Raw genomic sequence first — 24,533 nt, forward strand, 5'->3', positions numbered from 1 at the left:
TCCTTTTTGAATGCATGTCCCATTTAATTGCTCGTATCAAGCGGCTTTAATTTCGCCTCGATGATGGAACGCTTATCTTCCAGGAAGGGCGGCAGCGCAAGAGACTCTCCCAGATGCTCGAACTCTTCATCGGTATCGAAACCGGGTCCGTCCGTTGCCAATTCAAAGAGAATCCCGTTCGGTTCCCTAAAATAGAGTGACCGAAAGTAGAAGCGGTCGACAAAACCAGAATTCGGTATGTGTGCTGCCTTGATTTTTTTAACCCACTGCTGCATTTCTTCTTCATCTTTCACCCTGAATGCGACATGGTGAACACCGCCGCGGCCAAGACGTTCCTTTGGCAAATCATTTCTCTCCTCAATATGGACTTCTGCGCCAGTACCGCCTTCGCCTGTTTCATAAACGACAATCTCACCTTGCCCGGAAGGATATTTTCCTTTTTCCCGAAACCCGAGAATATTGGTCAAGTTGTCTGCGGTTAAACTTAAATCACGTACGGTGAGTTTCACAGGCCCTAACCCGAGTATTCCATACTCCGCGGGAATCGGACTCCTGTCCCATGGTTTCCCGCCACGGCCCCCTTCATTATTTTCATCGGAAACAAGAACTAATCGCTGTCCTTCAAAGTCTCTGAACGGCAAGGCTTTCCGATTAAACCTGTCAGTCATTTCTCCATGTTCAATGTTTAATTCCTTAAACCTCTTCTGCCAAAACACCAACGCATTATCATTTTTCACCCGTAAGGATAATTCTGAAATACTGTTCGTACCTTCATGGGTCCGGGCAGCATTCGGTATTTCAAAGAAGGTTACCTCTGTACCCGGATTGCCGATTTCATCTCCGTAAAATAAGTGATAGACCGATATATTATCCTGGTTGACTGTTTTTTTTATTAATCTCATGCCTAATATCTTTGTATAGAAATGATAATTTTCCGGGGCTTTCGCAGTCAGGGCCGAAACATGATGAATCCCTTTTAATTCCATGGTTAATCACCTCATTATAGAATGTACCCTATTCTTTTTGGTGTACACTTTATCTCGAAATCAAGATATATTTATTTAAAAAAAATAGAACTTACTAAATTATCTCATTTTAAAGATATATGATTTGAAGATAAATGTCAACTTATGTTTGGCCTTAATTAATAGTCATTGATAAGAGACTGTCCTAAACATTCCTCGTCCAACTATTTGAAGAAACCGCACCTTTTTGTCCTCTATTAATCATGAAGGACATTTTGCGGGCTCACTTGCCTCGTTTTGTCATGCATTACCTGGATGTAGAGCATGCTTACTAACATAGTTTGCATCAGCCTCTTCAAGGTACCATGCACAATCGCAAGACATTCAACCTATAACAATCTGTCCAATGCCTGTTTGAGATCGGAAATGAGCAAATCGGCATCTTCCAAGCCAACCGCTAATCGTATGAAACCTGGACTTCGATGTTCCTTCATCAATTGATTTGCATTGGTTCCGTAATTTGGCGAAAGAATCAGACTTTCAAATGATCCCCAGGAAACGCCGATTTGGAAGATGGCGGTTGCATCTATCACTTCTTTTACCGCGTCATAATGTTCTTCCTTTAAATCGAAGCCCATTAATCCTGAATAACCGCTTAATTGTCTCTTTCCAAGCTGGTAGTCAGGATGTGAAGGAATCCCTGGATAATGGACAGTTTTCACCGCTGGATGCGATTCAAGGAATTCGGCAATTTTGATTCCATTTTTCTGGTGGACCTTCATCCTTAATGGAAGCGTCCTTAATCCCCTGAGCAGCAAAGACGCTTCATACGGTGATAAAACCGCCCCGCCCATCAAATATTCTTCTTTAAAAATTGCATCAATAATTCCTTGATCGGCAATAATGGCCCCGCCCAATAGATCACTGTGTCCACCCAGATATTTTGAGGCGGAATGGATGACCATGTCTATACCCAGTGTCAGAGGTTTTTGAAACAAGGGGGTTGCCCAAGTATTATCGATGATCGTCCGTATCCCTCTGTTTTTGGCCAATTCTGCCACAGCTTTTAAGTCGATAAGACGGTACATCATATCAGTAGGATTTTCCATGTAAATCACTTTTGTATTTTTCCGGATTGCCCGTTCAATTTCTTCCGGTGAGGTAGCGTATACTACTGTGTGCTCAATTCCGAACTTTTGCAAATACTTAACTAAATCAAGCGTCGAAAAATAGATGTGGCTGACGCATAGGATATGGTCGCCTTGTTTCAGGCTATTTAATAAAGCTGCACTAATAGCAGCCATCCCGCTGCCAAAGCATTTGCATTTTTCTCCCCGTTCCAATTCGGCTAGCTTTTTTTCGACGATGGATACAGTCGGGTTTGTGCCGCGTGTATACACAAAGTGACTTTGTTCATCCATAACCGCTTCTGATAATTTATCAAATGTATCGTATGTAAATAGTGTGTTGCCGTATATCGGCGGTACGACCGCTCCTTCATACCGTTGTCTGCCATCTCCGATATTCATACAGATTTCCTTGTCGTGTGAAAACAAATCTGATTCTGGCATCAGTTAGCCCTCCTCTCTTAAAGACTCACCCTTGTATCATTAAGATTCCCAAATACACTTATTCCCATGTAATGCATATATGTAAAGGAAAGCTAATGACTCCAGAGAACATTACCTTTCCTTTCGCAACGGTCCCCACAATCTTAACCCAGGAATGCTAGTTTGGTTATGTCCCTTTTTTTCTTCCGATCCATTCACTCGGATATCGCTTTTATTTCCATAATTAGCTGTTAACTCTTCCAGTTTATCAAGGGCCTTTTTAAATTCATTATGGCTGATCTGTTGTGTCGCTAATAATGAACAAAGCATGGCATAGGCTATCGGACGTGTATCAACCTGAACATTCACATGAACATCAACATCGGAATTACCGCTGTGACCGATTTTGGCGAGGTTTTCGTTAGCATCGGTGTCAGCTTGCCTTGATTTATTGAGTGAAAAAAGACTGTTATGCTCCTCTGGCATCTACAACACTTCCTAATCATAAAATGAGGCGGAAACGGGGTAAACCCCTCCCCGCCTGCAATCATCAGTCTTCGATGTCTACATCCTGGTCTTGTTCATTGTCTTGGTCTTGATCAGATTCTTGATCCTGCTCAGCATCTGCATCTGCTTCCGCATCCGCTCTTGAACGCACTTTAGCCCTAGAATCAGAATCCACATCGATATCAAGATCAATTTTTGCGTTCCCGGAGTGAGAGATTTTAGCTATATTCGTGTTTTTGTCTACATTCTTCAGCTTATTTTCGCTTTCGGCTTCAGAATCAGTGCGCACATCTAAATCATTGTCAAGTTCATTATCTGATTCTGATTTAGAACGGCTGTCTGAATCGGATTTGGCTCTTCCTTCTGCTCTTGCATCACCACCGCTGTTTTCATTCCTGCGTCTGCCTGGATACCAAGGATTACTCATTTATACTCCTCCTTTCACTTTATATGAGTAATATATTCAGGCATTCATATTAAGGATGGACGAACCTCCTAGGACATGCGCGGAATTCCATTCTAATTGCGCGAAACAGGCATTTGTCCTGCTTTGTTTTTTATCCTAGGCTCTTTCATTAATTTCTTTTAAAAGCCGCGCAGGGTTTCCCCCTACAACCGCATTTTCAGGCACGTCCTTTGTGATAACAGAACCAGAAGCGATAACGGCATTGCTTCCGATCGTTATTCCGGGGTTTATGACTGCTCTTCCTCCAATCCATACATTGTCGCCGATCGTGACCGGCTTCCCGTATTCCGCCCCGCTGTTTCTTTCGGCGGCATTTATTGGATGTGTTGCCGTATAAATATGTACCCCAGGAGCCAATAAACAATTATCACCTATTTTTACTGGGCACACGTCTAAAATTACACAGTCAAAATTGGCATAAAAATTTTCACCAACATGAATATTGTAGCCGTAATCACACTTAAATGTTGGTTCTATGGATACAGTTTTTCCTGTAAAACCAAATAGCTGTTTAATCAAATCCGCACGTAAATCATGTTCCGTCTCAGTCGTCAGATTGTACTGTCTGGTGATTTTTCTTGCCTTCTCCCGATCTTTTTGCAATTGCTTGTCTGATGGAAAATATAATTCACCATTGATCATCTTTTCTTTTTCTGTTTTTGGCATCATTACTTCCTCCCATTCATTTACCATTATATCTCAGGTAAAAGCTACTGACACGATTGATATCCGCTTTCGAAACAACTGTTTACTTCTATATCCTCTATTAGGGTTTAAAAAAATTAGGAAGGTTCATCAATGACATGCAACAATACAATCCGCTGATCGATGATTCGGTCAAGAGCGAATGGAATGTACCAAACAGCTGGAAGCTGATCGCCCAAATTCCATTTGGCAAGCCTACGGTGGAACCGGGGGATAAGGAATGCAGCTCTTTGGAAGATCGAGTGAAGTTTTACAATTAGTAAAAGGGGCTGCTTTTGTTTAAAAAAGTCAGCCCCGCATGATTTGAATGTTGTTTTGTTTCTAATTCTCAACTGCCTCAAATGAGCGCAATGTTTTCTTTATATGATAAGGTCGCTCTCCGGCTTCCTTGCGCTTTTTATTCATATCTTTGTGCTCGTTAACATGTTCCTCTCTCGTGATCCACTTTTTAAAGTCTGCTTCGCTTTCCCACTTTGACACCATCACGTACTCAACCGTTTCTGTATGTTCTTTTCGCCAGCGTTCAACCGCAATAATCCCTTTTACGGCCGACAATTCTTGTTTATCCTTCTTACCTTTTTCTTCTAAAATATATTCGTAATCTTTTTCAATTTCAAAGCTTGCATTCATGATAAACATTGAACAATGTCTCCCCATTCCTTTGATAATGATTCTCATTATATTTTACAGTGCATGAACGAAAAAGAGAAGCAAAATAACCCCTTTTTTTGTGAATCTGTTTTACACTAAGGTATAGACTAATGTGGAGGTGGAGGTATCTATGACCGAACATCATTTTCATCTAAAAGCAAATTGGCCCGGTTTAAGAAATGACGTCGGCGAAATCGAAACCGGAAATTTACAAACGAAAATATCGATTCCACCAGAAATGGACGGTCCTGGTATCGGTACTAATCCAGATGAAATGCTTCTCGGAGCTGCGGCTACGTGTTATATCATTACCCTGGCTGCAATGATGGAACGGAGCAAGCTTGCAAAAAAAGGATTAACAATGGCGTCGGAAGGAATCGTGGATATAACAAACGGAGTGATTTCTTATAAAAAAATCATACATCGTCCAAAAATAGTCTTAGAAAGCCATGCAACTGATAGAGAAATCAGCCTTGCTCAGCGACTTGCTGAAAAAGCTGAGACCTCCTGCATGATTTCACGTGCGATTCAAGGAAATGTGGCCATTGAACTGGAGATTGATATCCAACTTGAAGAGGAATAAGTTATAAGGGGCAGTTTAAATTCTCCTCTAAAAAAAGACTAAAGAATCGTTCACTCTTTAGTCTTTTTTTACTATTGAATTCTATTTTCTACTTGCTGGCAAACTTCATCTGCCGTCAACCCGTTCGCTTCAATAACCGACCCCTGAATGGAAGTGTCCTGCATTCCCATTACATTGGAATCTAAGCCCGTAATCACACAGAAATCACAGCCCTGAGTGTCAGACTCCTGTTTCAACTCGACCACATCATGTCCTTTGTCCCGTAAAGCCTGTTGGATATTGCTAAGGGATTGCTCAACACCAATTCTCGCCATGCTAACACCTCCTCCATCATTTAAAATGCCCCACCCGCCCGATTTCTATGTATAGAATCCACCGTAAATAGAGAAAGTAACGGTGGAGGTGACAGGCATCCATGAACCATAAACGTAAAAAGGATCCGTCAACGATTGGGTTAGGCTCATCCCAGGTAGAAGGTCAAGGAACAACCAACCAGGAAACTGGTGCAGCACGCGTTTCCTCAGCAAACAAAAAACAAAAAAGAGACTGAATAAGCCTCCCTTTTAAGATTCCTTTGTTGATCTTAAAAGGGATTTTTCTGTTTGAAGATGTAGCCAATTTCAGTCTGCGGTATCGGCTTTTTCCATTTCGAAGCTTGAGATTTCTACTTTGGTTTTTATTGCTAAAATTGATTTGGATAATAAAATCTGAGTTTGGATAATAAATGCTGCGTTTGGATAATAAACTCTGTGATTTGGATAAACGGCCCAATTCAGATAATAAAGGCTAAACTGGCAACCCTGCACTTCGTTCTAAAAGCTAAAATAAAAATAATCAAACGAATTTATTAAAGATTTTGCTTTCTTACCTCGTTTTCCGTTTTCATATCGTTTATTTCCTCATCTGAAACACCTTTAATCTGTGCTCCCCTCTCAAGAGACATATCATTTGCTTTCTGGTTATTATTCGGGGCTGCCTGTTCATTCCATTTGTCCATAACGATCCTCCTTACATCTGACTCACTCTCCATTCTTCCACCGATTGCTTCCAGTCATCCAATAATGGGAATGCATATTTTCGTTTGTAGGTTAAAAGCTAAATTCAGGAGGTGCTTACGATGGAACCAAGACAACCAGGCAATAAAGATATGCCCGATTTTAAGGAACTGAACGACCGGATTATCGCTGAATCATCAGATAGCCCGCGGCTGGTCATCAAGACAAACTTGGATGAAGACAATGTGAAAAATGAAAATCCTTATGCACGACAAGGTGAAGATACAAATACTCTGCTTCGCGATTATTTCGATGAATAGGAAAAAGGCCTCCATAACGGAAGGCCTTTCTGCTTAGAAATATTTCTTTTTCCAGAAAACGAAAGCAGTTGCCCCTGCAAGGCCGACAGCAATTAATAATGTAATGATAAAGGCAAATGGATGATGTTCAAAAGGAAGCTTCACGTTCATTCCGAAAAAGCTCGCAACCATAGTCGGAAGCGTTAAAATGATGGTTACGGAAGTCAAAAACTTCATCGCGATGTTTACGTTATTTGAGATAATCGATGCAAAAGCATCCATCATTCCACTGAGGATGCTGCTATGGGTTTCCGCCATTTCAATTGCCTGGGTATTCTCGATAATCACATCTTCTAATAATTCCTTATCTTCATCATACATTCTCAAATAGTTAAACCGGAGGATTTTATCGAGCACGACTTTGTTCGATTTAAGTGATGTCGTAAAATAAACCAAACTTTTTTCCAGGGTCAGGAACGTATATAATTCTTTATTTTTCATCGATTGGTGAAGTTCCCGTTCCGCTTCGTTGGAAATTTTGTTAATCTGCTTAAGATAACGCAGATAGTATGACGAAATATCAAAAAGAAGCTGCAAAGCAAAGCGGGTTTTTTTATTCGTGTAAAATTCTTTTTTCTTATTGTTCTTGAATCCGTTTAAAATAGGAGTTTCTTTTAGTGAGATGGTAATAAAGCAATCTTCTGTGAAAATCATTCCGATTGGTATCGTTTCATAAATCGCCTGGCCGTTGTCATTTCGCTCTATATAAGGATAATCGACAATAAGCAAAACATTTCCATCTTCTTTTTCGATACGCGGGCGTTCCTCATCATCGAGCGGATCCTTTAAAAAATTCAGTGGCAGGTTAAGACTTCTGCTAACTTCACTGATCTCTTCCTCTGTCGGGGAAACCATATTAATCCAGCTTCCCTTTGAATAATCGCCCGCTGTCTCTAATTGCCTATCTTCGGTTGTTCTAAAGATCTCTATCATCTGTTAACCTCCTCTTTTTCCTGAGGAAGCTATTCTATCTTTTTCGAGTTGATACTTTTACAGCTATCAAATCATGGATGAAATTAGCTTCCCCGCTCTGACTGGGACCCTCAGGGTCATAGGAACTGTTCATGTGTATCAACTCCTCTTAGGTCTAGTAAAAAACAAATCATCATTTACCATCTTAATCCTTGAAAGTGCAAAGTACAATCTAAATTTCATGTGCTAACTTTCATGTTTTGTAGAAAAAATTAGCTTCAATGTAGAAAGCTTATATTATGATTCGTTCTTAATTGAGAAGCTAAGCCGAATGGACTGTTTTTTCTCCGCACTCTTGCAAGCGGAGAAACGTCATTGTACAATTCATTTCGGTTCATAGGAACATGTAACTGTTATTGCCACAAGATTAGGATATTAAGAAGATATAAAGGGGAAATCAATCATTGAGTTTTACAAGAAATGAAAAGTTAAGTATCTATAACGGTCTTGCCTCGACTGCCTCGGTTAATATGGTCAACGGCTATATTCCGTTGTTTGCCATTAGTGTTCTTGGAGCTACAAACAGCCAAATCGCACTTATTACATCATTGCCATCGATTATTGGCATGTTAGCCCTGATCCCAGGTGCCATTTGGTTAAATAAATCGAAAAGCAAGAAAAACTTCACGGTCGCCTCTACACTTGCCACGAGATTATTATTCATGCTGATTTTATTCGTCCCCTTCTTTTCAGAGACTGATTATGCCGCATGGCTGCTTGTCGGCTTGATTGCCTTATTAAATTTTCCCGGAGCACTTTCCAATTTGTCATGGCAGTCCATGATCGGGGATTTAATACCGGAAGAAAGAAGGGGTAACTTTTTCAGTTCAAGAAACAAGTTCAATACAATGGCCGCATTAGTCGTAACATTGTCGACAGGACTATTTTTGAGCCTGTATGATAAAACTGATCCATTTCCGTATCAAGTCCTATTTGCGGCGGGTTTCCTATTTGCATTACTTGAGGGGCTTTATCTCTTCAAGCATAAAGAGAATCTAACGATGACGGAAAAAAATAATAAAATAAATGAAAACAAAAGCTTCTCTCTAAGCATTTTTCATCACAAGCCGTATAGGGCCTTTTTGGTTTGTGCCCTGTTGTATAATATTTCCGCTCAAATGGGCTGGTCGATCTTCAGCATCTATCACATTAAAGAAGCAAACGCTACGGCCTTATGGTTCAGTTTATTTTCTGTTACGAATCAAATCGCCCAAATCATCAGCATGAAGTGGTGGGCTAAATTTGCGGACCGTTGGGGAAATAACATGCTGCTATTTGTGGCCACAGCTGGAATGGCGTCCGCGCCGGTTTTGACGATCTTATCTACAAATTTGACCTATATTACCCTGATTAATGTCTGGATTGGCATCTTCGTAGCCGGAACGAATCTTCTTCTATTCAACCAGCTATTGAAAGCAACCCCGGATGCAACGCGCACGAATTACATTGCCAACTACAACTTTTTATTATCAATAGTTGGCTTTATTGCCCCGCAATTCGGTGTATTTTTATTGAATGCGCTAGGAATGAATTCTGCGATGTCGCTTGTTTCCATGGCAAGATTTGCGGCTGCCTTTTCTTTTTTATTTGTGGCCGTTAAGCTAGAGAAACGCCAATTGGCGGAAGCGCTATAATATAAGAGCGGACTAAAAAACGCCCAGGAATCGATTCCTGGGCGATTATATTAAGCTTGCTGCTCTTTTTGGTTATAGTATTTAACGCTGAACAAGGCTCCTTCATCGACCATCCGGTTATCGGGGATATCATATGGATCCGGGTGTCCCGCCTTTTCAAGAAGTGGTATTTCCGGTTCTGTTTTCTGTCTCGACCATATCTTCATTGTTTTTTCTTTTAACCCTTGAAAGGCTTGCGTGACTTTCTGTCGATTATTCCTGACGGACAAGTATGAAACTCCGGCAACTCCTACTCCAAGCAACACATATGGACTTATACCCCTTGAATTTGCCATCATTATCATCTCCTTTTCACTCTTTTACCCAAAGCTTGAGAAGAGCAAACATCAAAAAACACCGGATGTGGTTTCATCCGGTGTTTGCGAATTAGAATTTTTTTCCTAATTCCTTAGCTCTTTCAATTCCGTCCTGCTTGATTTCTTCAGCACGATCTGGGAATTGATTATGTCCTTCGATAAATAATCCTTCCAGTGTTGGTACACCAAAGAAGTCCATCATGATTTTGATATATCTGTGTCCCATTTCGATTTCGGACATCGGCGCTTCTGAATAGATGCCGCCGCGTGCTTGGATATGAAGGGCTTTTTTATCTGTAAGCAAGCCCACAGAACCTTGTTCTGTATATTTAAATGTTTTGCCCGCTTGTCCAACAGAATCCAAATATGCTTTCATGACTGGAGGGAATGAGAAATTCCATAACGGCGTAACAAAAACATATTTGTCAGCGGCCACGAACTGATCAGAAAGTTCATTCAAGCGGCTAACTTTTGACTGCTCCTCTTTTGATAACTGATCAAATTGAGAACCGGAACGAAGTTTGCCCCAGCCGCTGAATATATCCGCATCAAGCTGAGGAATGTCGATGCTATATAAATCCAAATGGACAATTTCATCCGTAGGATTTGCTTCTTTGTATGAATCAACGAAAGCCTTTCCCGCAGCCATGCTGAAAGATTGTGTTTCGTCATGAGGATGTGCTGTGATGTACAATACTTTTGCCATTAAACTGTAACCTGCCTTTTCTATGATGTATGATCGATCCCATGTCGCAAAATATAGTGAAGGATTAAAGGAGTCTGTTATGATGACCCACACGTTTATTTTTCGCTAAAGATCATTTTTTACAGATGGAATTAATTCCTCTTCCATTACTTACTTTACGTTAGCAAGTATAGTATTGTATATAAATATCGTCAAGTAAATAGATTGGTATATGTAAATCTGTTACAAATGACTAATAAAGGGTATAATATACCTATGAGGTGATGTTTATGAATAAATCAACAGTATGTCCCCGTTTTGAAAAAGGCATGCAAATATTGAGCAAACGCTGGACAGGACTAATCGTCAGCCAGCTTTTAGACGGTCCTCAGCGCTTTTGCAACATTGAATCCTCTTTTCCGATAAGCGGAAGGATTCTTTCTGAGCGATTAAAGGATCTGGAGCAGGCAGGAATCGTTAAAAGGGAAGTCTATCCAGAAACTCCCGTGAGAATCGAATATTCCCTGACGGAAAAAGGCATTGCCCTTTCACCGGTTATCAAGGAAATACAGAACTGGAGTACAGAATGGATGGAAATCTAATAGTTTTCACAAAAAGGGGGCCGGAATGAAACCAGCCTCCTTTTTCTTTACTTTTCCACCCGTTTTTTAGCAGGATTGCAGTCAGGCGGCTCAGTTTGAGTGGATTCAGCCAACTTCATTAAATAGTAGCATTCTTCCCTTGACATGTGGTCAGCCATCAGCGCTGAGAAAGTTCCCAACACCTGTTCAGTTAGCTCCAACTCCTCCAGTTCCTCTAAAAACATCCTAAATAATCTCATCTCCAGCTTGACATCTTTGTTCATTTTTTCTAACGCCGGAAATTTGTGCAGGTTCGTTCTTAAATAACCGGTCAGCTCGACTGCTTTCAAATAAAAATCCTCAAACTTTTTCGTAAAGGCCGCAGATTTATATTTTATATCCCTTTCGACACTGTCCATCTTGTCATTGATCGTCCCGGCATGACCCGCAGCATCCACGAGCCATAAGAGATGGTGGTGCAGTTCATGAAAAATTGGAGGCTTTTCTCCTTTTTCAAGATAACTGATAATGTTTAAATATTCTTCCAGCTCATTCACCATATGATTGATAAAAGTCGGAGTCATATTCATTTTTATTTTTCCTGTTAGATGTTTTCTGATCAAAGATAATTTGAATTCCCGGAAATGTTCCGTCAGCTTTTTCACATTTTGCGTAAAAGTGAGTAATTGGTCCTCTGGAATTTCTCGCAGCCCGTTCAACAATGAGTCATAATTTTGTTTAAAATACTCGGCTTTCTGTATGTCTTCCCTTTCCACCGGGGCCAGGGTTTCTAAAATGAATCTAGAATGGTCACCAAGAACCTGCAGCCAAAAGCTATGCTCAAACAAAGCATCCTGCTTGAATGTCATCTAATCCCTCCCTTTCAATTCTTTATATATTCCGTCCGACACATTTTTAGAAGGTAGTTTATTGACGGAGTGATAGTGGTATATTTTTGAAATATGCGATGAAAACTACAATCGAGGTGCTGCGAAAAAATGAAAAAAGCGGATTGCATTATAATCGGAGGGGGCATTGCCGGTCTGCAAGCTTCCATTCAATTAGGGAGATACAACCATAATATTTTGGTGATTGATTCCAATCAAGGTCGTTCGACGATTTGTAAATGTTACCATAATATATTAGGCTGGCCAGATGGAGTAAGCGGAGAAGAAATAAGGCGCCTCGGAAAACAGCATGCCGAGAAATATGGTGTCCATTTCGTGGAAGACAAAGTACTCAGCTTACAGAAACTCGATGGTTCCTTTAAAATGAAAACAGAGAAGAATGAAGAATATGAAGCAAAAACCGTTTTTCTGGCTACCGGCCTTGTGGATAAGCTGCCTGATATTGAGAACCTGTTTCCATGTCTCGGCAAAAATATATATGTCTGTCCGGATTGTGACGGCTACGAAGTAACCGGAAAGAAAACGGTAGTATTAGGGGGCGGAAATACCGGCGCCCATATGGCACTCACCCTGAGTTACTGGTCGGATGATATCGTGTTCATAAATCATGAACAAGCCCCTGTTGAAGCTGCCATTGCAGAAGATTTAGACAAGCACAATATTCAAGTGATTAAGGAAGTTATTTCAAAAGTTCTTCTCGATGATAAGGAGGATCTTATGGGATTCGAACTGAACAGCGGTAAAATCATCGAGGCGGAACGAGGTTTTACAGGCTTCAGCGGAAACAAAATGAATTCCGAGCTGGCCAAACAAGCCGGCGTAAGACTAAATGAAAAAAACCATGTCCTAGTATACCCACGTACAAAAGAAACAAGTGTTGAAGGCATATGGGCGGGCGGAGACCTAATCGCCCACTCCGAACAGGTCACGATATCCATGGGAGACGGCTCACAGGCAGCCATTTGGATTCATAAAAGGCTGATGGGGGAAGGCCCTCCAGATGGAGACCTTGTATAATTTCAAAAAACATGGGCGATATGTGCCCATGTTTTTTTGAATGTCCAGTTCCTTTATTTCGATCATATATTTTTAATCGAGCATATATCTCAGATTTTTGGGCACATATCACTAATCAGGGGTACTTATCCCAGTTTTCGATCATACGTATAAATTTTTTCGAAGGCGATCTTTCGTACCTATTTTCACTTTCAGAGATGTATATCTATTTGAGATTTCGTGGATATTTTCAATTTTGTTGATATATCTTTAAATTTCGGTGATATATCTCTAATTTCGGCGATATATTCGAGATTTCATTGACATATTCAGAAGTCCGGTGATATATCCGAAATTTCGGTGATATATCCGAGATTTCGTTGATATATTCAGAAATCCGGTGATATATCTTAACTTTCGGTGATATTTTTGAAATTCCGGTGATATATCCAAAATTCCGTTGATATACCTGAGATCTTCGGTGATATCCAAATTCCGGTCTTTTCCCCCACTCATTGAACTTCAACGTCACACCTTCTTCAATGGATAGACAAAAAAACGCCTTCTGCTCGAATAGTGAAGCAGTGGAGGTTCCCCCGGTAAAAAAGAAACCATCGTATTAGTTTTAGTAGAAGACTCCGCCGTGGTGACCTTCCATTTATCATGATGAATATCCCCCCTCAGGAGGACATCTCCTCTACATGAATACATACAATAACGCTCCAGCAGCCAGTGATCAATGGAACCCGGAAGCGGTTCAAATAATATGGGTCCGGTACGATAAGAGACCTTCAATTTTTCGGAACCGTCGATTCGATGACTCGCAAATTCAATATCTTTTCCGTTTTTTTGATAAGACATTGTTGCTTGCTTATAAGGAAGTCCTGTCACAGTCCTTCCACCTAACACAGCCAACGGATGATCTGCATCGAGGCTGAAAAAATAAATGCCTGGTATCCCTTTATATATAGCATATGTTCGCACATTCAATTCCAGATAAGAATTGATAAATGGAATCGGCGGCAATCCCCTAGCTCTCATATTCGTAATTCTAAAGGGAATGATGCTGATCCACGCTTCATTTTGAAAAGTATCCAGCTCCAGCCTTCGCGGTATATAGCTTTTTATTAAATCCGGTGATAATGGATAGTGCATGAACAGTAAATCCCTCCATACCTGGGTCAATACCCAGGGAGACGAAGGCAACGCGTATGGACGGTGTTCGAGTTCCTTAAATTCTTTATACATATCGTTCATCCTCCTAACAGCGGGACTTCCCATTTCCTATATCAAAAAACATCCTATTCAGGAAACTTACATATTTCTTCATTATTGACGGAAAATAAATATAGATTTTGAAAGGAGACAGTTATTATGAAAAAACAGTTGCTATATATCTTTGCTGCTTTTGCTTTAGTGTTCGGAGCGAGTGTTAGCGCTGCTATTGCAGCTCCTTCACAACAGAAGAATACACAACTGACAGAAAAGCAAAAAACAGAACTGAAAGTATTACATAAAGATATTTTAGAAAAGAAAAGAGAGCTAATTCAAAAATATGTGGACTTTGGTGTGATTTCAAAGGAAATGGGCGACAGAATGATTCAACGGTATGAAGACCATTATAAGATGATTGAACAAAATGAATTCCGGATGCATCAACACCACCATCACCATAAACATTCACATTAATGGAGTTTCAACTAAATTACTTTAATTTAAGGTTGAAGGGCAAGGAATATTATAGGAAAAGTCCATATTTGAAAATAAAAAAGAATGGTAAGAGCTTGCCCCTTCCATTCTTTTTTATTTGTATGAGATCTTGGAACTGTGTTTTAACGCAGGGAGGGGTTCGCCTAATTACGAGTTGTTTTCATTCTGATTTTTAGGTTCCTCCATGTTTTCCACGGCACTATCAAGTGCTGATGTAGTGTAGTTATCACTAATTTGCTCATGCGTCACGGCAAGACCTGAGGACACCTCATCGTCCCTGTTGTAATCCTCGAATTCAAACGTTCTTCCAGCTATCTTGCTTGAATTTGCCTGCTGTTGTTCTTTCTCGCTCATGTTGTTCTCCTCCTGGGTTCATTTACGTATTTTCCGTAGTCAGGCTTGGCAATCGCATCAAAATTCCGTACCAGCCTGTTCAAACTGTCAGTCAATTCCTCTCCTGCCATCGGAAGACCATGACCGGTCACTGCCACCGATGGCTTTAGGGAAGCGAGCTTCTCCACTGATTGTTTCGCGGCTTTCCAATCGGTCGTAAAATACCTTGGCGGTCCATGTATATCTTTTTCCTGTGTTATCACTTTGTATAACGACTCCTGCTTGACCGTGACAAATGCATCTCCGGCAATTAAGGCGCGATCTTCCTCCCGGAACAACGAAATATGTCCCTCGGAATGACCAGGCGTATGAACCCATTTCCAACCAGGAAGATGCGGAATTGACCCATCCGAAGGAAGTTCGTGTACATGCTGATCTAAATTGATTCCCTGATTCGGGAATAGGCCAGCCATCTTGGCGACCATGCCCCCTTCGACTGTAGGGTCTGGTTTAGGATAATCCTTTTCTCCAGTCAAATACGGCATTTCCAGTTGATGGGCATACACAGGGGCATTCCACCGTTCCACAAGGTCAATTAAAGCACCGACATGGTCAAAATGGCCATGTGTCAAAACAATCGCTTTGGGTGGAACATCCTCACCAAACAATTCCTTTGCGGTGCCGATGATTTCGTCTGCCGAACGGGGCATTCCCGCATCAATCAGTACCCAATCAGAAGACTTTTCACGGTTTCCGATATAACAGACATTTACGATTTGGATTGGCAAGCAATAAATATCACTTGTAACAGACTGACCGTCTCCGCTCGTAACAGAGGTGACGGGAATAAATTTCTCACTTAAATGGTGATCGTCCATTTTTCATCCTCCTTTTACGGACAACATTGCTTTTATTGTTTTCCATAGACGCAGTTATGATACGAAAAGAGACAAATTACGATCTATTACTTTCCTTCCCCTGTACGCATTATGTTATTCATCTTGAATGGCAAAAAAAATCTGTCCATAAAAGGACAGATTTTTTTTATAAGTTTTTAACTACTACTGAACAAAAATCTTAGCTGTTCTTTCACACCATTAAAAATTGTGAACTAATAAACATCCTGTTTCGTAAATACCGCGAATGAAACCATAAGTGCCGCCGCCCACCAGACAAGTAAAACAATCATCGATGAAAGCAAGGTCATTCCTTCTATAGGCGGGGCTACACCATTTAAATAGTTCGTCAGCTTTAAATTAACCATGAACAGGTATTGCGCGGATTCCCACGATGAAACCATCTCGTTTAGGATAGCACCCGAAATAAGGGCAGCGAGCATCACTCCCATCCCTGCCGCGGTGCTTCTTATCAATACCGAAATCATGAAAGCAAGTGTCCCCACGACAACCGCAACGAACCAGACAAGCCCAAAATCCATCATGATAAACTCCCATTGGCTGATAAGCCTAACCTGACTTGTATCGAGATTTCCGCCTTCAACCGAAAAACCGGTAATAACCGGGGCGTTTATCCCCTTATAGCCAAAAATAATCCCCGATATGAGGTAAGCCAACAAGCCGACCATTGCCATGATAACAGATATGGACAGAAGCAACGTTATATACTTGCTCAGGAGAATTTTCCAACGTTTCACAGGCCTGGTTAATAGCAGTTTGACAGAACCAAGACTATGCTCCGAGGAAACGAGATCGCTTGCAATGATCATGACTAGCAGCGGGATAAATAAATCACTCGAATTTTCAATAAACATTCTTACAAATGAAGGGGCTCCCGGCTCTGTTGGATTGATGTTTTGATCCAAATAATATTGCTGCTGCTTCAGACTGACCTGAAGCTGTTCCCGCCAGTCATCTGACATTCTGCTCGAACCTAGCCGATTTTGGATATCGATGATCTGCTGCTGTAAGGCCGCCCTCCAGTCAGAGGTCCCAAGCTTCTCCCGCTGTTCTTCGACTTGCTTATATTGGGCATATGTAAACAATAAAACTAATATCCCCACGATGATTGCAATGACCTGGAGGCGTTTTCGGGCGAGCAGCTTCATCATTTCATTCTGAATAAGATTAGCCAATCCCGCCACCTCCCTCGGTCAGTTCTAGGAATAATTCCTCCAGCGCGGGTAATTTACGATTCATTTCCATAACCTGAACGCCTTCTTCGATTAATTCCCGGTTCCAGTTAGCAGCCTGTTTTTCTTCATATGGAGTGACAAGATATTCATCATTCATTTCAATCACTTCGGTATATCGGCTTAAAACCTCTTTTCCTTTTCGGATTGGTTCGAGTCTCCAAATGATTTTTTCCTGTTTGTTCAGCAAATTATCGACCGTATCCACCTGAATGATTTCACCCTTTGAAATGATTGCAACCCGGTCGCAGAGCAGCTGAATTTCACTTAATAAATGGCTGGATACGAGGACACTTAGCCCTTCCTGCTCCGCGAGCGCCCGGATGAATTGCCTCATTTCCCGGATGCCCGCGGGATCGAGCCCGTTGGTCGGTTCATCCAGGATCAATACCTTTGGCTTATTTAACAAGGCCTGGGCAATGCCAAGCCTTTGTCTCATTCCGAGGGAATAGGTTTTGACTTTGTCATGAATCCGCGCTTCCATTCCGACAAGCGAAACCACCTCCTGTATTCTTCGTTCATCCACTTCTGGAAGCATCCGCGCGAAATGCAATAAATTATCATAGCCGCTCAAAAAAGGATAAAGCTCAGGATTTTCAACGATACAGCCCAAATACTGCATAGCCTTGGTGAAATCCGTTCTCACATCATAGCCACAAATATGGATCGAACCTGCAGTCGGTTTGATCAAACCAACAAGCATTCGGATGGTGGTCGTTTTCCCCGCCCCATTCGGACCGAGAAATCCGAACACTTCTCCTTCTCGCAGTTCAAAGCTTAAGCCTTTGATAATTTCTTTTCTTTTGATTGTTTTCCGTAAATCGGTGACTGTAAGCGTGACCCGGCTCATTGCTGCTTCTCCTCCCATTTGATCAAAGGAGCCACCCGTTCAGAAATCAAACGGTAGCCTTCCTGGTTCGGATGGAATTTATCCGTATATAGATAGTCATTAACCGATAATTGAAATAAGTCGAAGGTAGGAACGAAAACCGTTTTTGGAAAACTTGAACTCGCAGCCTCGCCTTGATAATTCCACTCCCTGACGACCTTACTCGTTTCACTGCCGTCTTCCAGTTCGATAAAGGGGTTATACAGGCCAAGGTAGAATATCGTCGCCTCGCTGTTTGCTTTGCGGATATCTGTAAAAATCGAATGGAGGTTGCGGACATATTCAGACTGGTATTTACCTATTTCATTAGGGTTACGATCCATAAGGGTTTGCCCTCCTTGAAATAAATCATTTCCGCCGATCGTAATCAAAATCGTGTCTGACGCAGCCAACTGGCGTTGTACCTCGCTTTGCTTGACCTGTTCCCTTAGTTCCCCTGAAGTCTGGCCGTTTATTCCAAGATTTTGCAGTGTCACCTCATTTTCAAAGCGATCCTGAATGTCCTCTGTAACAAGCCCGACATATCCTTTTCCTGTTTCATCACCAGTACCTCTTGTCAATGAATCCCCCAATGCCACGATAGTAAACTCCCGGTTGTCCATTTCCTGGACATGACTGGTATCTTTATTCTCTATTTCACCTTCTGAATGGTCTCCGTAATAATCCTGAACCGCCCATCCAAAACCGAAAAGCCATAATACACCGAATAAAATAGACAGGATGGTGACGATTTTCACTGTACTTCTACGCAGAATGATCAACTCCCGACAGTTTATAATACAACCATTAAAACATAATTCAACACCAAATGAAAAATTTGTTATCCGCAAAATAAACATAAAAAAAACCAGCCCCCGTTACAGAGACTGGTTTTGTTTACAAATATGTAAGCCGCATTTGCCGTAGCCAACTAAGAAAGTTTTAAACCACCACTTCTCAAAGTGGGTGTTTGCAGAAACGTTCCTGTATATCCTTTATCCGTGATAAAGGCCCGCCATTCCGGTTTCAATATAAAACTCCCTATTACAGCTTAAAGGTTAAAACTTTATTATGCTATACGAACAATGCAGCTTATATAGCTATATTACAGGAAAGATGAGCAAATGGCAAGAAGAAGGTTCTTCCAAAAGTCATTCCCCAGAAGAGTTTAGACTCATTTTTTACTTTTTTAAGTACGTTCCCTACAGTTAAATTGTAAAGTCATATATCAGGATTTTATTTAAAAATATGTAAGCCGCACTTGCCGTAGCCAACTAAGAAAGTTTTAAACCACCACTCCTCAAAGTGGGTGTTTGCAGAAACGTTCCTGTATATCCTTTATCCGTGATAAAGGCCCGCCATTCCGGTTTCGATATAAAACTCCCTATTACAGCTTAAAGGTTAAAACTTTATTATGCTATACGAACAACGCAGCTTATATAGTTATATTACAGGAAATATGCTCAGGTAACAAGAAGAAGGTTCTTCCAAAACAACAATCCTTTACCTGTTATTTCCCACTCGCTTTTCCATCAATTTTTTCACCTTATCAGTCGGTTCCCAACAATTAAACTGATAGGTCGTATGAGTATTATAACCAAGACGCGAACAAAAATAACTCATCTTGCCTTCTTTTTTCTCAGCGCGAAAATGTATGCAGGTTGCACAGCAATGGTAGTTCATATAACCATTCCCCTCACTATTTGAAACCCAGGAGCCGAGAGAACCATACTTCATAGCTTTCTGACTCAGATATCTTTGTATATGCCGGAGCTTACACCGCGGTTCATCCATTGTTGCTTCTGTTTCATTATCGCTTTTTTCCGCTGTTTTGTCAGCCATTTTTGTCCCATATATTGCTAGCAGATCATGCCATACACTGATAATTGCGCAGTTGCCCTCTTTGCATACTATATTATAAGGCTTTTCGGCTGCTGCCCGGGAGGCACAGCTTCTTCAGATATTAATATTTCAAAAATTTAATTATCTCTACTGTTTATCAAAGTTTTCATGTATTGTAAATATAAAAAAAGCTATAGGAGAGAAAGAATGGAGACCTCATCATTTTTAACTAAAGTGCTCGACACCGAAGATGCGGAGCAATATATGCAGCTCCGTTTAAAAGCCTTACAGGAAAGTCCTGAAAATTTTCTGGTCACCTATCAAGAAACCATAGAGCAGGCAGATCTTCTGCAGAGCTTTCGTGAACGTTTGAAGCCTACAGATCATGCCTATACGATGGGTATTTTTGATGAAGAACAATTAGTGAGCATCGCAACTTTAGTAAGGGATCCGCGAGTGAAAGTACTGCATAAAGCGGGTTTGATGGCTGTCTATACAGACCCGGCATACAGAAAAAAAGGCCTTTCAAAACAGCTGGTCAGAACGATTATGAAGAAAGCCAAGGAAATGGAAGGAATAGAGCAGATTTATCTAACGGTGGTTAAGACGAATAAAGCGGCAATCTCCCTTTATCAATCATTAGGATTTCGTACATATGGAATAGAAAAACATGCTATGAAATGGAATGGCCGCTATTGTGATGAAGATCACATGGTTCTTTTCCTTTAAACTAAAAAAGCTGTCTGGTTGAGTACCAGGCAGCTTTTTGCGTTATAAATTAAGGAATCCAATGAAAGTCTTTCTCCATTTTAATCAGCCATAAAGTCAGAAGGATACCCATCAGCGACAGGATGCCAAAAAAGAGATAGACGCTATAGATATCCATCTTTTCCAGGATAATTCCGCCCGTAAAGGTACTGAACCAGTTTCCTAGTCCATTGCCAATTGCGGAATACACAGTCACAGCCGTCACGGTTATATGCTGCGGGGTGATACGCCGTATATATTGCAGACCTGCTGGGATGAACAGTCCAAGTGAAAATCCCTGGATGATCGAAGTTGCATAGATAATCTCCAAGCCTGGCTGTGTAACATAAAAAATCCATCTTACTAAAGAAGCGATGCCGGCTATCAGCGCAATCGGCAACAGGCCCAATTTCCTGATCCAGCTTCCTGCAATCCGCATAAACGGAATTTCTGATAATACAGCGAGCAAAAAGGCGATGCCGATGCCGGTATATGTACCACCCCTTGCTTCAACGAACAGACCATAATATACGTTGTTCGCGAGGTTAGGCCCAAAGATCAGGAATGTGACAGCAAGAAAAATTAAAAATCGTTTAATTCTAAACAGTTCCTTAATGCCGTGTGTAATCTTTAATTTTGCCGACTCGTTTTCCTTCGGAAGACGGAGTGCCAGCAGAGATCCAATCGTCAAGGCGATAAAGGTCGCATAAAAAATCACCGTCGGTCCGAGATCAGTCTCGGATAGGCGCCCCATAATAAATACGGCAATCCCAAACCCAAGCGATCCAAACAATCGTATATTCCCGTAATTGGCTTTGACCTTGCTTGTATACTGCAACGAGATACTATCTGACACAGGAATCATCGCACTTTGAAAAATTCCGAATAAAACGGCTACACCCAGGATTAAATAATATTGATCAAAGAACAAATACCCTAACGCAAAGACCCCTGCCAACAGAGTTGTTATCGAGAGTATTTTCGTCGGCTTTCCCGTCCAGTCGCAAAACATGCCCCACAGCGGCTGAAACACAATCATAATCACCGGTCCGACTGACATGATCGTACCGATTTGGTACCCGTTTAATTTCTCGACTTCACTTAAGTAAACACTCAACAAAGGGGTCAGGCTTCCCAATGCAAAAAAGGAAAACAAATAATATCCCTGTAAATTCAAAAGGTTGAACCTAATATGTTTATCCAAGACTATGTATCCTCCACGTTGTTCATCTATTATTCAAATTAGCATAATCCCACAACAAAAGCTATGCAAAAAAATTGTCCACGGAGCGGAGCAAATAAAGAAAGAAGCTGAACCATTGTTGGTCCAGCTTCTTTCTGCTATATTTATTGGCCTTCTTCTTCGGTTTCCTCTTCTGTACCTTCTTCAGTGCCTTCCTCAGTACCCTCTTCTGTTTCCGTTTCCTCTGTATTTGAATCTTCTGTCTCGGAATCCTCGCTGCAACCAGTGGCAACACCTACTAACATGAAAGCAGACATTAAAGCTAATAGCCAATGTTTCAGATTTTTCATTTTTTCCTTTGCCTCCTCGATAGTTCCATTTTGGATTACAAAACTATCATACAAGTTTTTGGGCAAAAAAGAAGATGAATCACCCATTCTTAACTATTGTTTACCATTTCTTTAAATGAGCTTGATTTTTTTATATAACATTAAAAAAACTCGGTACTATTGTGCGATTCTTTTTCTGAAAGCAGGTCCCAACTGCCCAAAAAACAGGGACGTCACCATCCCTGTTTACAATCAAAACTATGCACTCTTAGCAGGAAGCAAAATTCTAAAACTCGTGCCTTTATTAAGTTCGCTTTCGACAAAGACCCGGCCGTTATGGCTCTCGATTATTTTAAAGCTTACCATCAATCCCAGGCCGTTACCGGTTTTCTTCGTTGTATAAAACGGTTCGCCAAGCCTTTTTATTTTATCCGCTGGTATGCCTACCCCTGTGTCAACGATTGATATTTGAACTTCTCCCTCTTTTAGCTCTATGTTCACCTGAAGGTTGCCGCCATTCGGCATAGCATCCATGCCATTTTTCAAGAAATTCAGGAATACTTGCTTTAAGCGATTTTCATCACACGAAACAAGAATCTCCTCTTCCTTGCAATCGAAATGTAAATAGACATTTCTTTTCCTTGCTTCGAATTCTAGCAATGAAAGCACATTTCGAACGACCGGGACGATATTCTTCGTCTCGAGATTCAAAGTCTGCGGCTTTGCAAGCACCATAAAATCCTCTACAATATCATTCACGCGCTCGATTTCGTCGAGGATAATGTCGAGAAACTCTTGCCGCTGCGGATCGTTCTCATCCAACTGAAGGAATTCAGCATATCCTTTCATCGATGTTAATGGGTTCCTGATCTCATGGGCGACTCCTGCCGCAAGCTGTCCAACTGCTGCCAACTTATCCTGGCGGTGAAGAGCTTCCTCAGTCTTCTTCCGTTCGGTAATATCATTTCTGATTGCAAGGTATTGATAAGGCTTTCCCTCATTCCCCAAGAAAGGAACGATTGTCGTATCGACCCAGTAATAGGAACCGTCCTTAGCCCGATTGTGGACCTCCCCTTTCCAGACCCTGCCGCTGGCAATCGTTTTCCAAAGGTCTGCAAAGAAGGCTTTTGGATGGTACCCGGAATTCAATATATTGTGATTACGGCCAATTAACTCTTCGCGATTGTACCCGGAGATATCACAAAACTTTTTATTAACCCGGGTGATGGTCCCCTTTGCATCCGTAAAGGCCACAATGGAAGATTGATCAAGCGCATAATGGATATCGCTAACTTCTTTCAATGATTCCTTTAAGTCCTCTTCGACTTTTTTCCTGGCGGTAATATCCGTCCGGATCGCAATATACTGATACGGTTTGCCATCTGACATAAATGGAACAATCGTCGTATCAACCCAATACAAGGAACCATCCTTGGCCCGATTGCAAATTTCCCCTTTCCAGGTATGCCCCTTGGTGATGGTTTGCCAAAGCTCCGTAAAAAAATTCTTTGGGTGATAACCAGAGTTGATAATGGAATGATTCTGGCCAAGCAGCTCATCCTCGCTATATTGGGATATTTCCTGGAATTTATCGTTCACAAACGTAATAATCCCTTTTGAGTCCGTGATGGCCACAATGGCCGACTGGTCGAGAGCAGAACGGATATCTCTGACATGCTGATCACTTCTTGCAAGACGCCTGCTTATAATCGCGCTTGAGCCCAGCAGCCCTGCCAATATGACGACAGACATAAATAGAACTAAATATACGATAAAGGGTGTGTCATTGACCAGCTGATTAACCGTTCTAACCGGTGTATTAGTGGGAAGGGCCCTTTGCAATAACAGATGTCCTTGTGCAATTGCACCTGTCATGATAAAGGTGGAAACCGGCTTAAACCAGAGACGATTGGCTGTTCCCATTCGGTTCCCATAAAACAAAATCATAAGCGCAAATAAAAATAAAGTAAAAACGATGGCAAAAGTCACGATTAGCATCATTATTTGAAGCTTGAGGCTGTAGTTTAATGAATACATTCCAATCACATAATTGGAAAGCAGTGCAAAGGTAAGCAACAGACTGCAAATGACTACATTAGACAAACGGAGCTTTTCTGCAGTAACCGTGAAAAAGCCCATCGCAGTCAACGCAATTCCCAGAACGATCGATAAAATGGCAACCGGCAAATTATAGGTAGCCGCGCCACTCATGTCGAAGGCCCGAACTCCCAAAAAGTTCAAAGTCCAAATTCCGATTTCCATAGAAAAACTTGCTCCAAGAAAGAGGAATCTCTTATTTCGCTCTGCAGTTTGCAGCATTGTTAACAAATCAAGCGCAGTATAGGTAGCGATAAAAGTTAAGATGATTGCCACCAATAATAAAATCGGATTGGAGGATACAATACTAGCGTCCATTAACAACACCTTTCTCTAGACTTCAATCATACCAAAATAATCTT

The 24,533-nt window shown here is 41.3% G+C and carries 30 protein-coding genes, 2 other RNA genes and 1 pseudogene; 9 read left to right on the forward strand and 24 right to left on the reverse strand.

Going from position 1 to position 24,533, the window contains the following annotated elements:
- Positions 1 to 23: 23 nt before the first annotated feature.
- The 5 genes from D0463_RS05510 to D0463_RS05530 all read right to left on the reverse strand — a co-directional run bounded on the left by D0463_RS05510 (position 24) and on the right by D0463_RS05530 (position 4,157).
- The gene (locus D0463_RS05510; protein WP_117305994.1) at positions 24 to 986 is read right to left on the reverse strand and encodes a ring-cleaving dioxygenase; all 963 of its coding nucleotides are present in this window, start codon (positions 984 to 986) and stop codon (positions 24 to 26) included.
- A 368-nt stretch (positions 987 to 1,354) separates the two neighbouring features.
- The gene (locus D0463_RS05515) at positions 1,355 to 2,536 is read right to left on the reverse strand and encodes a trans-sulfuration enzyme family protein (RefSeq protein ID WP_117305996.1); all 1,182 of its coding nucleotides are present in this window, start codon (positions 2,534 to 2,536) and stop codon (positions 1,355 to 1,357) included.
- Positions 2,537 to 2,647: 111 nt separating this feature from the next.
- The gene (locus D0463_RS05520; RefSeq protein WP_117305998.1) at positions 2,648 to 3,001 is read right to left on the reverse strand and encodes a hypothetical protein; all 354 of its coding nucleotides are present in this window, start codon (positions 2,999 to 3,001) and stop codon (positions 2,648 to 2,650) included.
- Between the two features lie 64 nt (positions 3,002 to 3,065).
- Positions 3,066 to 3,449: a hypothetical protein gene (locus D0463_RS05525; protein ID WP_117306000.1), complete on the reverse strand. Its 384-nt coding sequence runs from the start codon at positions 3,447 to 3,449 to the stop codon at positions 3,066 to 3,068.
- A 135-nt stretch (positions 3,450 to 3,584) separates the two neighbouring features.
- Positions 3,585 to 4,157, reverse strand: coding sequence for a maltose acetyltransferase domain-containing protein (locus tag D0463_RS05530; RefSeq protein ID WP_117306002.1), 573 nt, complete (start codon positions 4,155 to 4,157; stop codon positions 3,585 to 3,587).
- A gap of 134 nt (positions 4,158 to 4,291) precedes the next feature.
- Between D0463_RS05530 and D0463_RS05535 the strand changes: the two are divergent.
- Positions 4,292 to 4,453: pseudogene (locus D0463_RS05535) on the forward strand (nitroreductase family protein); the annotation flags it as partial.
- 61 nt (positions 4,454 to 4,514) lie between these two features.
- On the opposite strand, the gene D0463_RS05540 reads toward D0463_RS05535, so the two are convergent.
- The gene (locus tag D0463_RS05540) at positions 4,515 to 4,832 is read right to left on the reverse strand and encodes an antibiotic biosynthesis monooxygenase family protein (RefSeq protein ID WP_117306005.1); all 318 of its coding nucleotides are present in this window, start codon (positions 4,830 to 4,832) and stop codon (positions 4,515 to 4,517) included.
- Between the two features lie 142 nt (positions 4,833 to 4,974).
- Between D0463_RS05540 and D0463_RS05545 the strand changes: the two genes are divergently transcribed.
- On the forward strand, positions 4,975 to 5,427 hold the full coding sequence (locus D0463_RS05545) for an OsmC family protein (protein WP_117306008.1): 453 nt from the start codon (positions 4,975 to 4,977) through the stop codon (positions 5,425 to 5,427).
- 71 nt (positions 5,428 to 5,498) lie between these two features.
- Here D0463_RS05545 and D0463_RS05550 read toward each other — a convergent pair whose 3' ends face one another.
- On the reverse strand, positions 5,499 to 5,741 hold the full coding sequence (locus D0463_RS05550) for a YkuS family protein (RefSeq protein WP_117306011.1): 243 nt from the start codon (positions 5,739 to 5,741) through the stop codon (positions 5,499 to 5,501).
- A gap of 101 nt (positions 5,742 to 5,842) precedes the next feature.
- On the opposite strand from D0463_RS05550, the gene D0463_RS05555 reads away from it, so the two are divergent.
- The gene (locus D0463_RS05555; protein ID WP_117306013.1) at positions 5,843 to 5,977 is read left to right on the forward strand and encodes a YuzL family protein; all 135 of its coding nucleotides are present in this window, start codon (positions 5,843 to 5,845) and stop codon (positions 5,975 to 5,977) included.
- Between the two features lie 297 nt (positions 5,978 to 6,274).
- Here the strand turns inward: D0463_RS05555 and D0463_RS19575 are convergent, their stop codons facing one another.
- Positions 6,275 to 6,424, reverse strand: coding sequence for a hypothetical protein (locus D0463_RS19575; RefSeq protein WP_174234296.1), 150 nt, complete (start codon positions 6,422 to 6,424; stop codon positions 6,275 to 6,277).
- 120 nt (positions 6,425 to 6,544) lie between these two features.
- On the opposite strand from D0463_RS19575, the gene D0463_RS05560 reads away from it, so the two are divergent.
- Complete coding sequence (locus D0463_RS05560) at positions 6,545 to 6,742, forward strand: hypothetical protein (protein ID WP_117306015.1); 198 nt, start codon at positions 6,545 to 6,547, stop codon at positions 6,740 to 6,742.
- Positions 6,743 to 6,775: 33 nt separating this feature from the next.
- Here D0463_RS05560 and D0463_RS05565 read toward each other — a convergent pair whose 3' ends face one another.
- On the reverse strand, positions 6,776 to 7,714 hold the full coding sequence (locus tag D0463_RS05565) for a magnesium transporter CorA family protein (protein WP_117306017.1): 939 nt from the start codon (positions 7,712 to 7,714) through the stop codon (positions 6,776 to 6,778).
- 443 nt (positions 7,715 to 8,157) lie between these two features.
- Between D0463_RS05565 and D0463_RS05570 the strand changes: the two genes are divergently transcribed.
- Positions 8,158 to 9,387, forward strand: coding sequence for an MFS transporter (locus tag D0463_RS05570; RefSeq protein WP_117306019.1), 1,230 nt, complete (start codon positions 8,158 to 8,160; stop codon positions 9,385 to 9,387).
- A gap of 50 nt (positions 9,388 to 9,437) precedes the next feature.
- Here D0463_RS05570 and D0463_RS05575 read toward each other — a convergent pair whose 3' ends face one another.
- Both D0463_RS05575 and D0463_RS05580 read right to left on the reverse strand, forming a co-directional pair.
- Positions 9,438 to 9,722: a hypothetical protein gene (locus tag D0463_RS05575; protein WP_117306022.1), complete on the reverse strand. Its 285-nt coding sequence runs from the start codon at positions 9,720 to 9,722 to the stop codon at positions 9,438 to 9,440.
- Between the two features lie 91 nt (positions 9,723 to 9,813).
- On the reverse strand, positions 9,814 to 10,449 hold the full coding sequence (locus D0463_RS05580) for an FMN-dependent NADH-azoreductase (RefSeq protein WP_117306024.1): 636 nt from the start codon (positions 10,447 to 10,449) through the stop codon (positions 9,814 to 9,816).
- 269 nt (positions 10,450 to 10,718) lie between these two features.
- Here D0463_RS05580 and D0463_RS05585 point away from each other — a divergent pair, with 269 nt between their 5' ends.
- A complete protein-coding gene (locus D0463_RS05585; protein WP_117306026.1) occupies positions 10,719 to 11,030 on the forward strand; it encodes a winged helix-turn-helix transcriptional regulator in 312 nt (103 codons plus the stop codon).
- A gap of 47 nt (positions 11,031 to 11,077) precedes the next feature.
- On the opposite strand, the gene D0463_RS05590 is transcribed toward D0463_RS05585, so the two are convergent.
- On the reverse strand, positions 11,078 to 11,878 hold the full coding sequence (locus D0463_RS05590) for a DUF2935 domain-containing protein (RefSeq protein ID WP_117306029.1): 801 nt from the start codon (positions 11,876 to 11,878) through the stop codon (positions 11,078 to 11,080).
- Positions 11,879 to 12,007: 129 nt separating this feature from the next.
- On the opposite strand from D0463_RS05590, the gene D0463_RS05595 reads away from it, so the two are divergent.
- Positions 12,008 to 12,934 carry an NAD(P)/FAD-dependent oxidoreductase gene (locus D0463_RS05595; protein WP_117306032.1) on the forward strand — a complete coding sequence of 309 codons (927 nt, stop codon included), beginning with the start codon at positions 12,008 to 12,010 and terminating at the stop codon, positions 12,932 to 12,934.
- A gap of 507 nt (positions 12,935 to 13,441) precedes the next feature.
- On the opposite strand, the gene D0463_RS05605 is transcribed toward D0463_RS05595, so the two are convergent.
- Positions 13,442 to 14,161: a YqjF family protein gene (locus D0463_RS05605; protein ID WP_160118374.1), complete on the reverse strand. Its 720-nt coding sequence runs from the start codon at positions 14,159 to 14,161 to the stop codon at positions 13,442 to 13,444.
- A gap of 126 nt (positions 14,162 to 14,287) precedes the next feature.
- Between D0463_RS05605 and D0463_RS05610 the strand changes: the two genes are divergently transcribed.
- Positions 14,288 to 14,602, forward strand: a complete 315-nt coding sequence (locus tag D0463_RS05610) for a DUF2680 domain-containing protein (protein ID WP_117306039.1) — start codon at positions 14,288 to 14,290, stop codon at positions 14,600 to 14,602.
- A gap of 168 nt (positions 14,603 to 14,770) precedes the next feature.
- Here the strand turns inward: D0463_RS05610 and D0463_RS05615 are convergent, their stop codons facing one another.
- The 8 genes from D0463_RS05615 to D0463_RS20365 all read right to left on the reverse strand — a co-directional run bounded on the left by D0463_RS05615 (position 14,771) and on the right by D0463_RS20365 (position 19,815).
- Positions 14,771 to 14,977: a YozQ family protein gene (locus D0463_RS05615; protein WP_117306042.1), complete on the reverse strand. Its 207-nt coding sequence runs from the start codon at positions 14,975 to 14,977 to the stop codon at positions 14,771 to 14,773.
- Positions 14,974 to 15,834, reverse strand: a complete 861-nt coding sequence (locus D0463_RS05620; RefSeq protein WP_117306044.1) for an MBL fold metallo-hydrolase — start codon at positions 15,832 to 15,834, stop codon at positions 14,974 to 14,976. The genes D0463_RS05615 and D0463_RS05620 overlap by 4 nt, the downstream gene beginning before the upstream one ends.
- 233 nt (positions 15,835 to 16,067) lie before the next feature.
- Positions 16,068 to 17,048: an ABC transporter permease gene (locus tag D0463_RS05625; protein WP_117306046.1), complete on the reverse strand. Its 981-nt coding sequence runs from the start codon at positions 17,046 to 17,048 to the stop codon at positions 16,068 to 16,070.
- Positions 17,041 to 17,955 (reverse strand): ABC transporter ATP-binding protein, encoded by a 915-nt coding sequence (locus D0463_RS05630; RefSeq protein ID WP_117306049.1) that lies wholly within the window; start codon positions 17,953 to 17,955, stop codon positions 17,041 to 17,043. The genes D0463_RS05625 and D0463_RS05630 overlap by 8 nt, the downstream gene beginning before the upstream one ends.
- Positions 17,952 to 18,731, reverse strand: a complete 780-nt coding sequence (locus D0463_RS05635; RefSeq protein WP_254052722.1) for an SGNH/GDSL hydrolase family protein — start codon at positions 18,729 to 18,731, stop codon at positions 17,952 to 17,954. The genes D0463_RS05630 and D0463_RS05635 overlap by 4 nt, the downstream gene beginning before the upstream one ends.
- 147 nt (positions 18,732 to 18,878) lie before the next feature.
- A non-coding RNA gene (gene ssrS / locus D0463_RS05640) (6S RNA) lies at positions 18,879 to 19,070 on the reverse strand.
- 151 nt (positions 19,071 to 19,221) lie between these two features.
- Positions 19,222 to 19,413, reverse strand: a non-coding RNA gene (gene ssrS / locus D0463_RS05645) — 6S RNA.
- A gap of 63 nt (positions 19,414 to 19,476) precedes the next feature.
- A complete protein-coding gene (locus D0463_RS20365; RefSeq protein ID WP_483295719.1) occupies positions 19,477 to 19,815 on the reverse strand; it encodes a hypothetical protein in 339 nt (112 codons plus the stop codon).
- 207 nt (positions 19,816 to 20,022) lie between these two features.
- Between D0463_RS20365 and D0463_RS05655 the strand changes: the two genes are divergently transcribed.
- Complete coding sequence (locus tag D0463_RS05655) at positions 20,023 to 20,544, forward strand: GNAT family N-acetyltransferase (RefSeq protein WP_160118375.1); 522 nt, start codon at positions 20,023 to 20,025, stop codon at positions 20,542 to 20,544.
- A 49-nt stretch (positions 20,545 to 20,593) separates the two neighbouring features.
- On the opposite strand, the gene D0463_RS05660 is transcribed toward D0463_RS05655, so the two are convergent.
- The 3 genes from D0463_RS05660 to D0463_RS05670 all read right to left on the reverse strand — a co-directional run bounded on the left by D0463_RS05660 (position 20,594) and on the right by D0463_RS05670 (position 24,489).
- Entirely contained in the window at positions 20,594 to 21,766 is a 1,173-nt protein-coding gene (locus tag D0463_RS05660; protein WP_117306056.1) for an MFS transporter, read from the reverse strand.
- 143 nt (positions 21,767 to 21,909) lie between these two features.
- Complete coding sequence (locus D0463_RS05665) at positions 21,910 to 22,095, reverse strand: hypothetical protein (protein ID WP_117306058.1); 186 nt, start codon at positions 22,093 to 22,095, stop codon at positions 21,910 to 21,912.
- Between the two features lie 237 nt (positions 22,096 to 22,332).
- The gene (locus D0463_RS05670; protein WP_117306060.1) at positions 22,333 to 24,489 is read right to left on the reverse strand and encodes a PAS domain S-box protein; all 2,157 of its coding nucleotides are present in this window, start codon (positions 24,487 to 24,489) and stop codon (positions 22,333 to 22,335) included.
- Between the last annotated feature and the right edge of the window lie 44 nt (positions 24,490 to 24,533).

The organism is Bacillus sp. V59.32b, assembly GCF_003429085.1.
Classification (GTDB): domain Bacteria; phylum Bacillota; class Bacilli; order Bacillales; family DSM-1321; genus Peribacillus.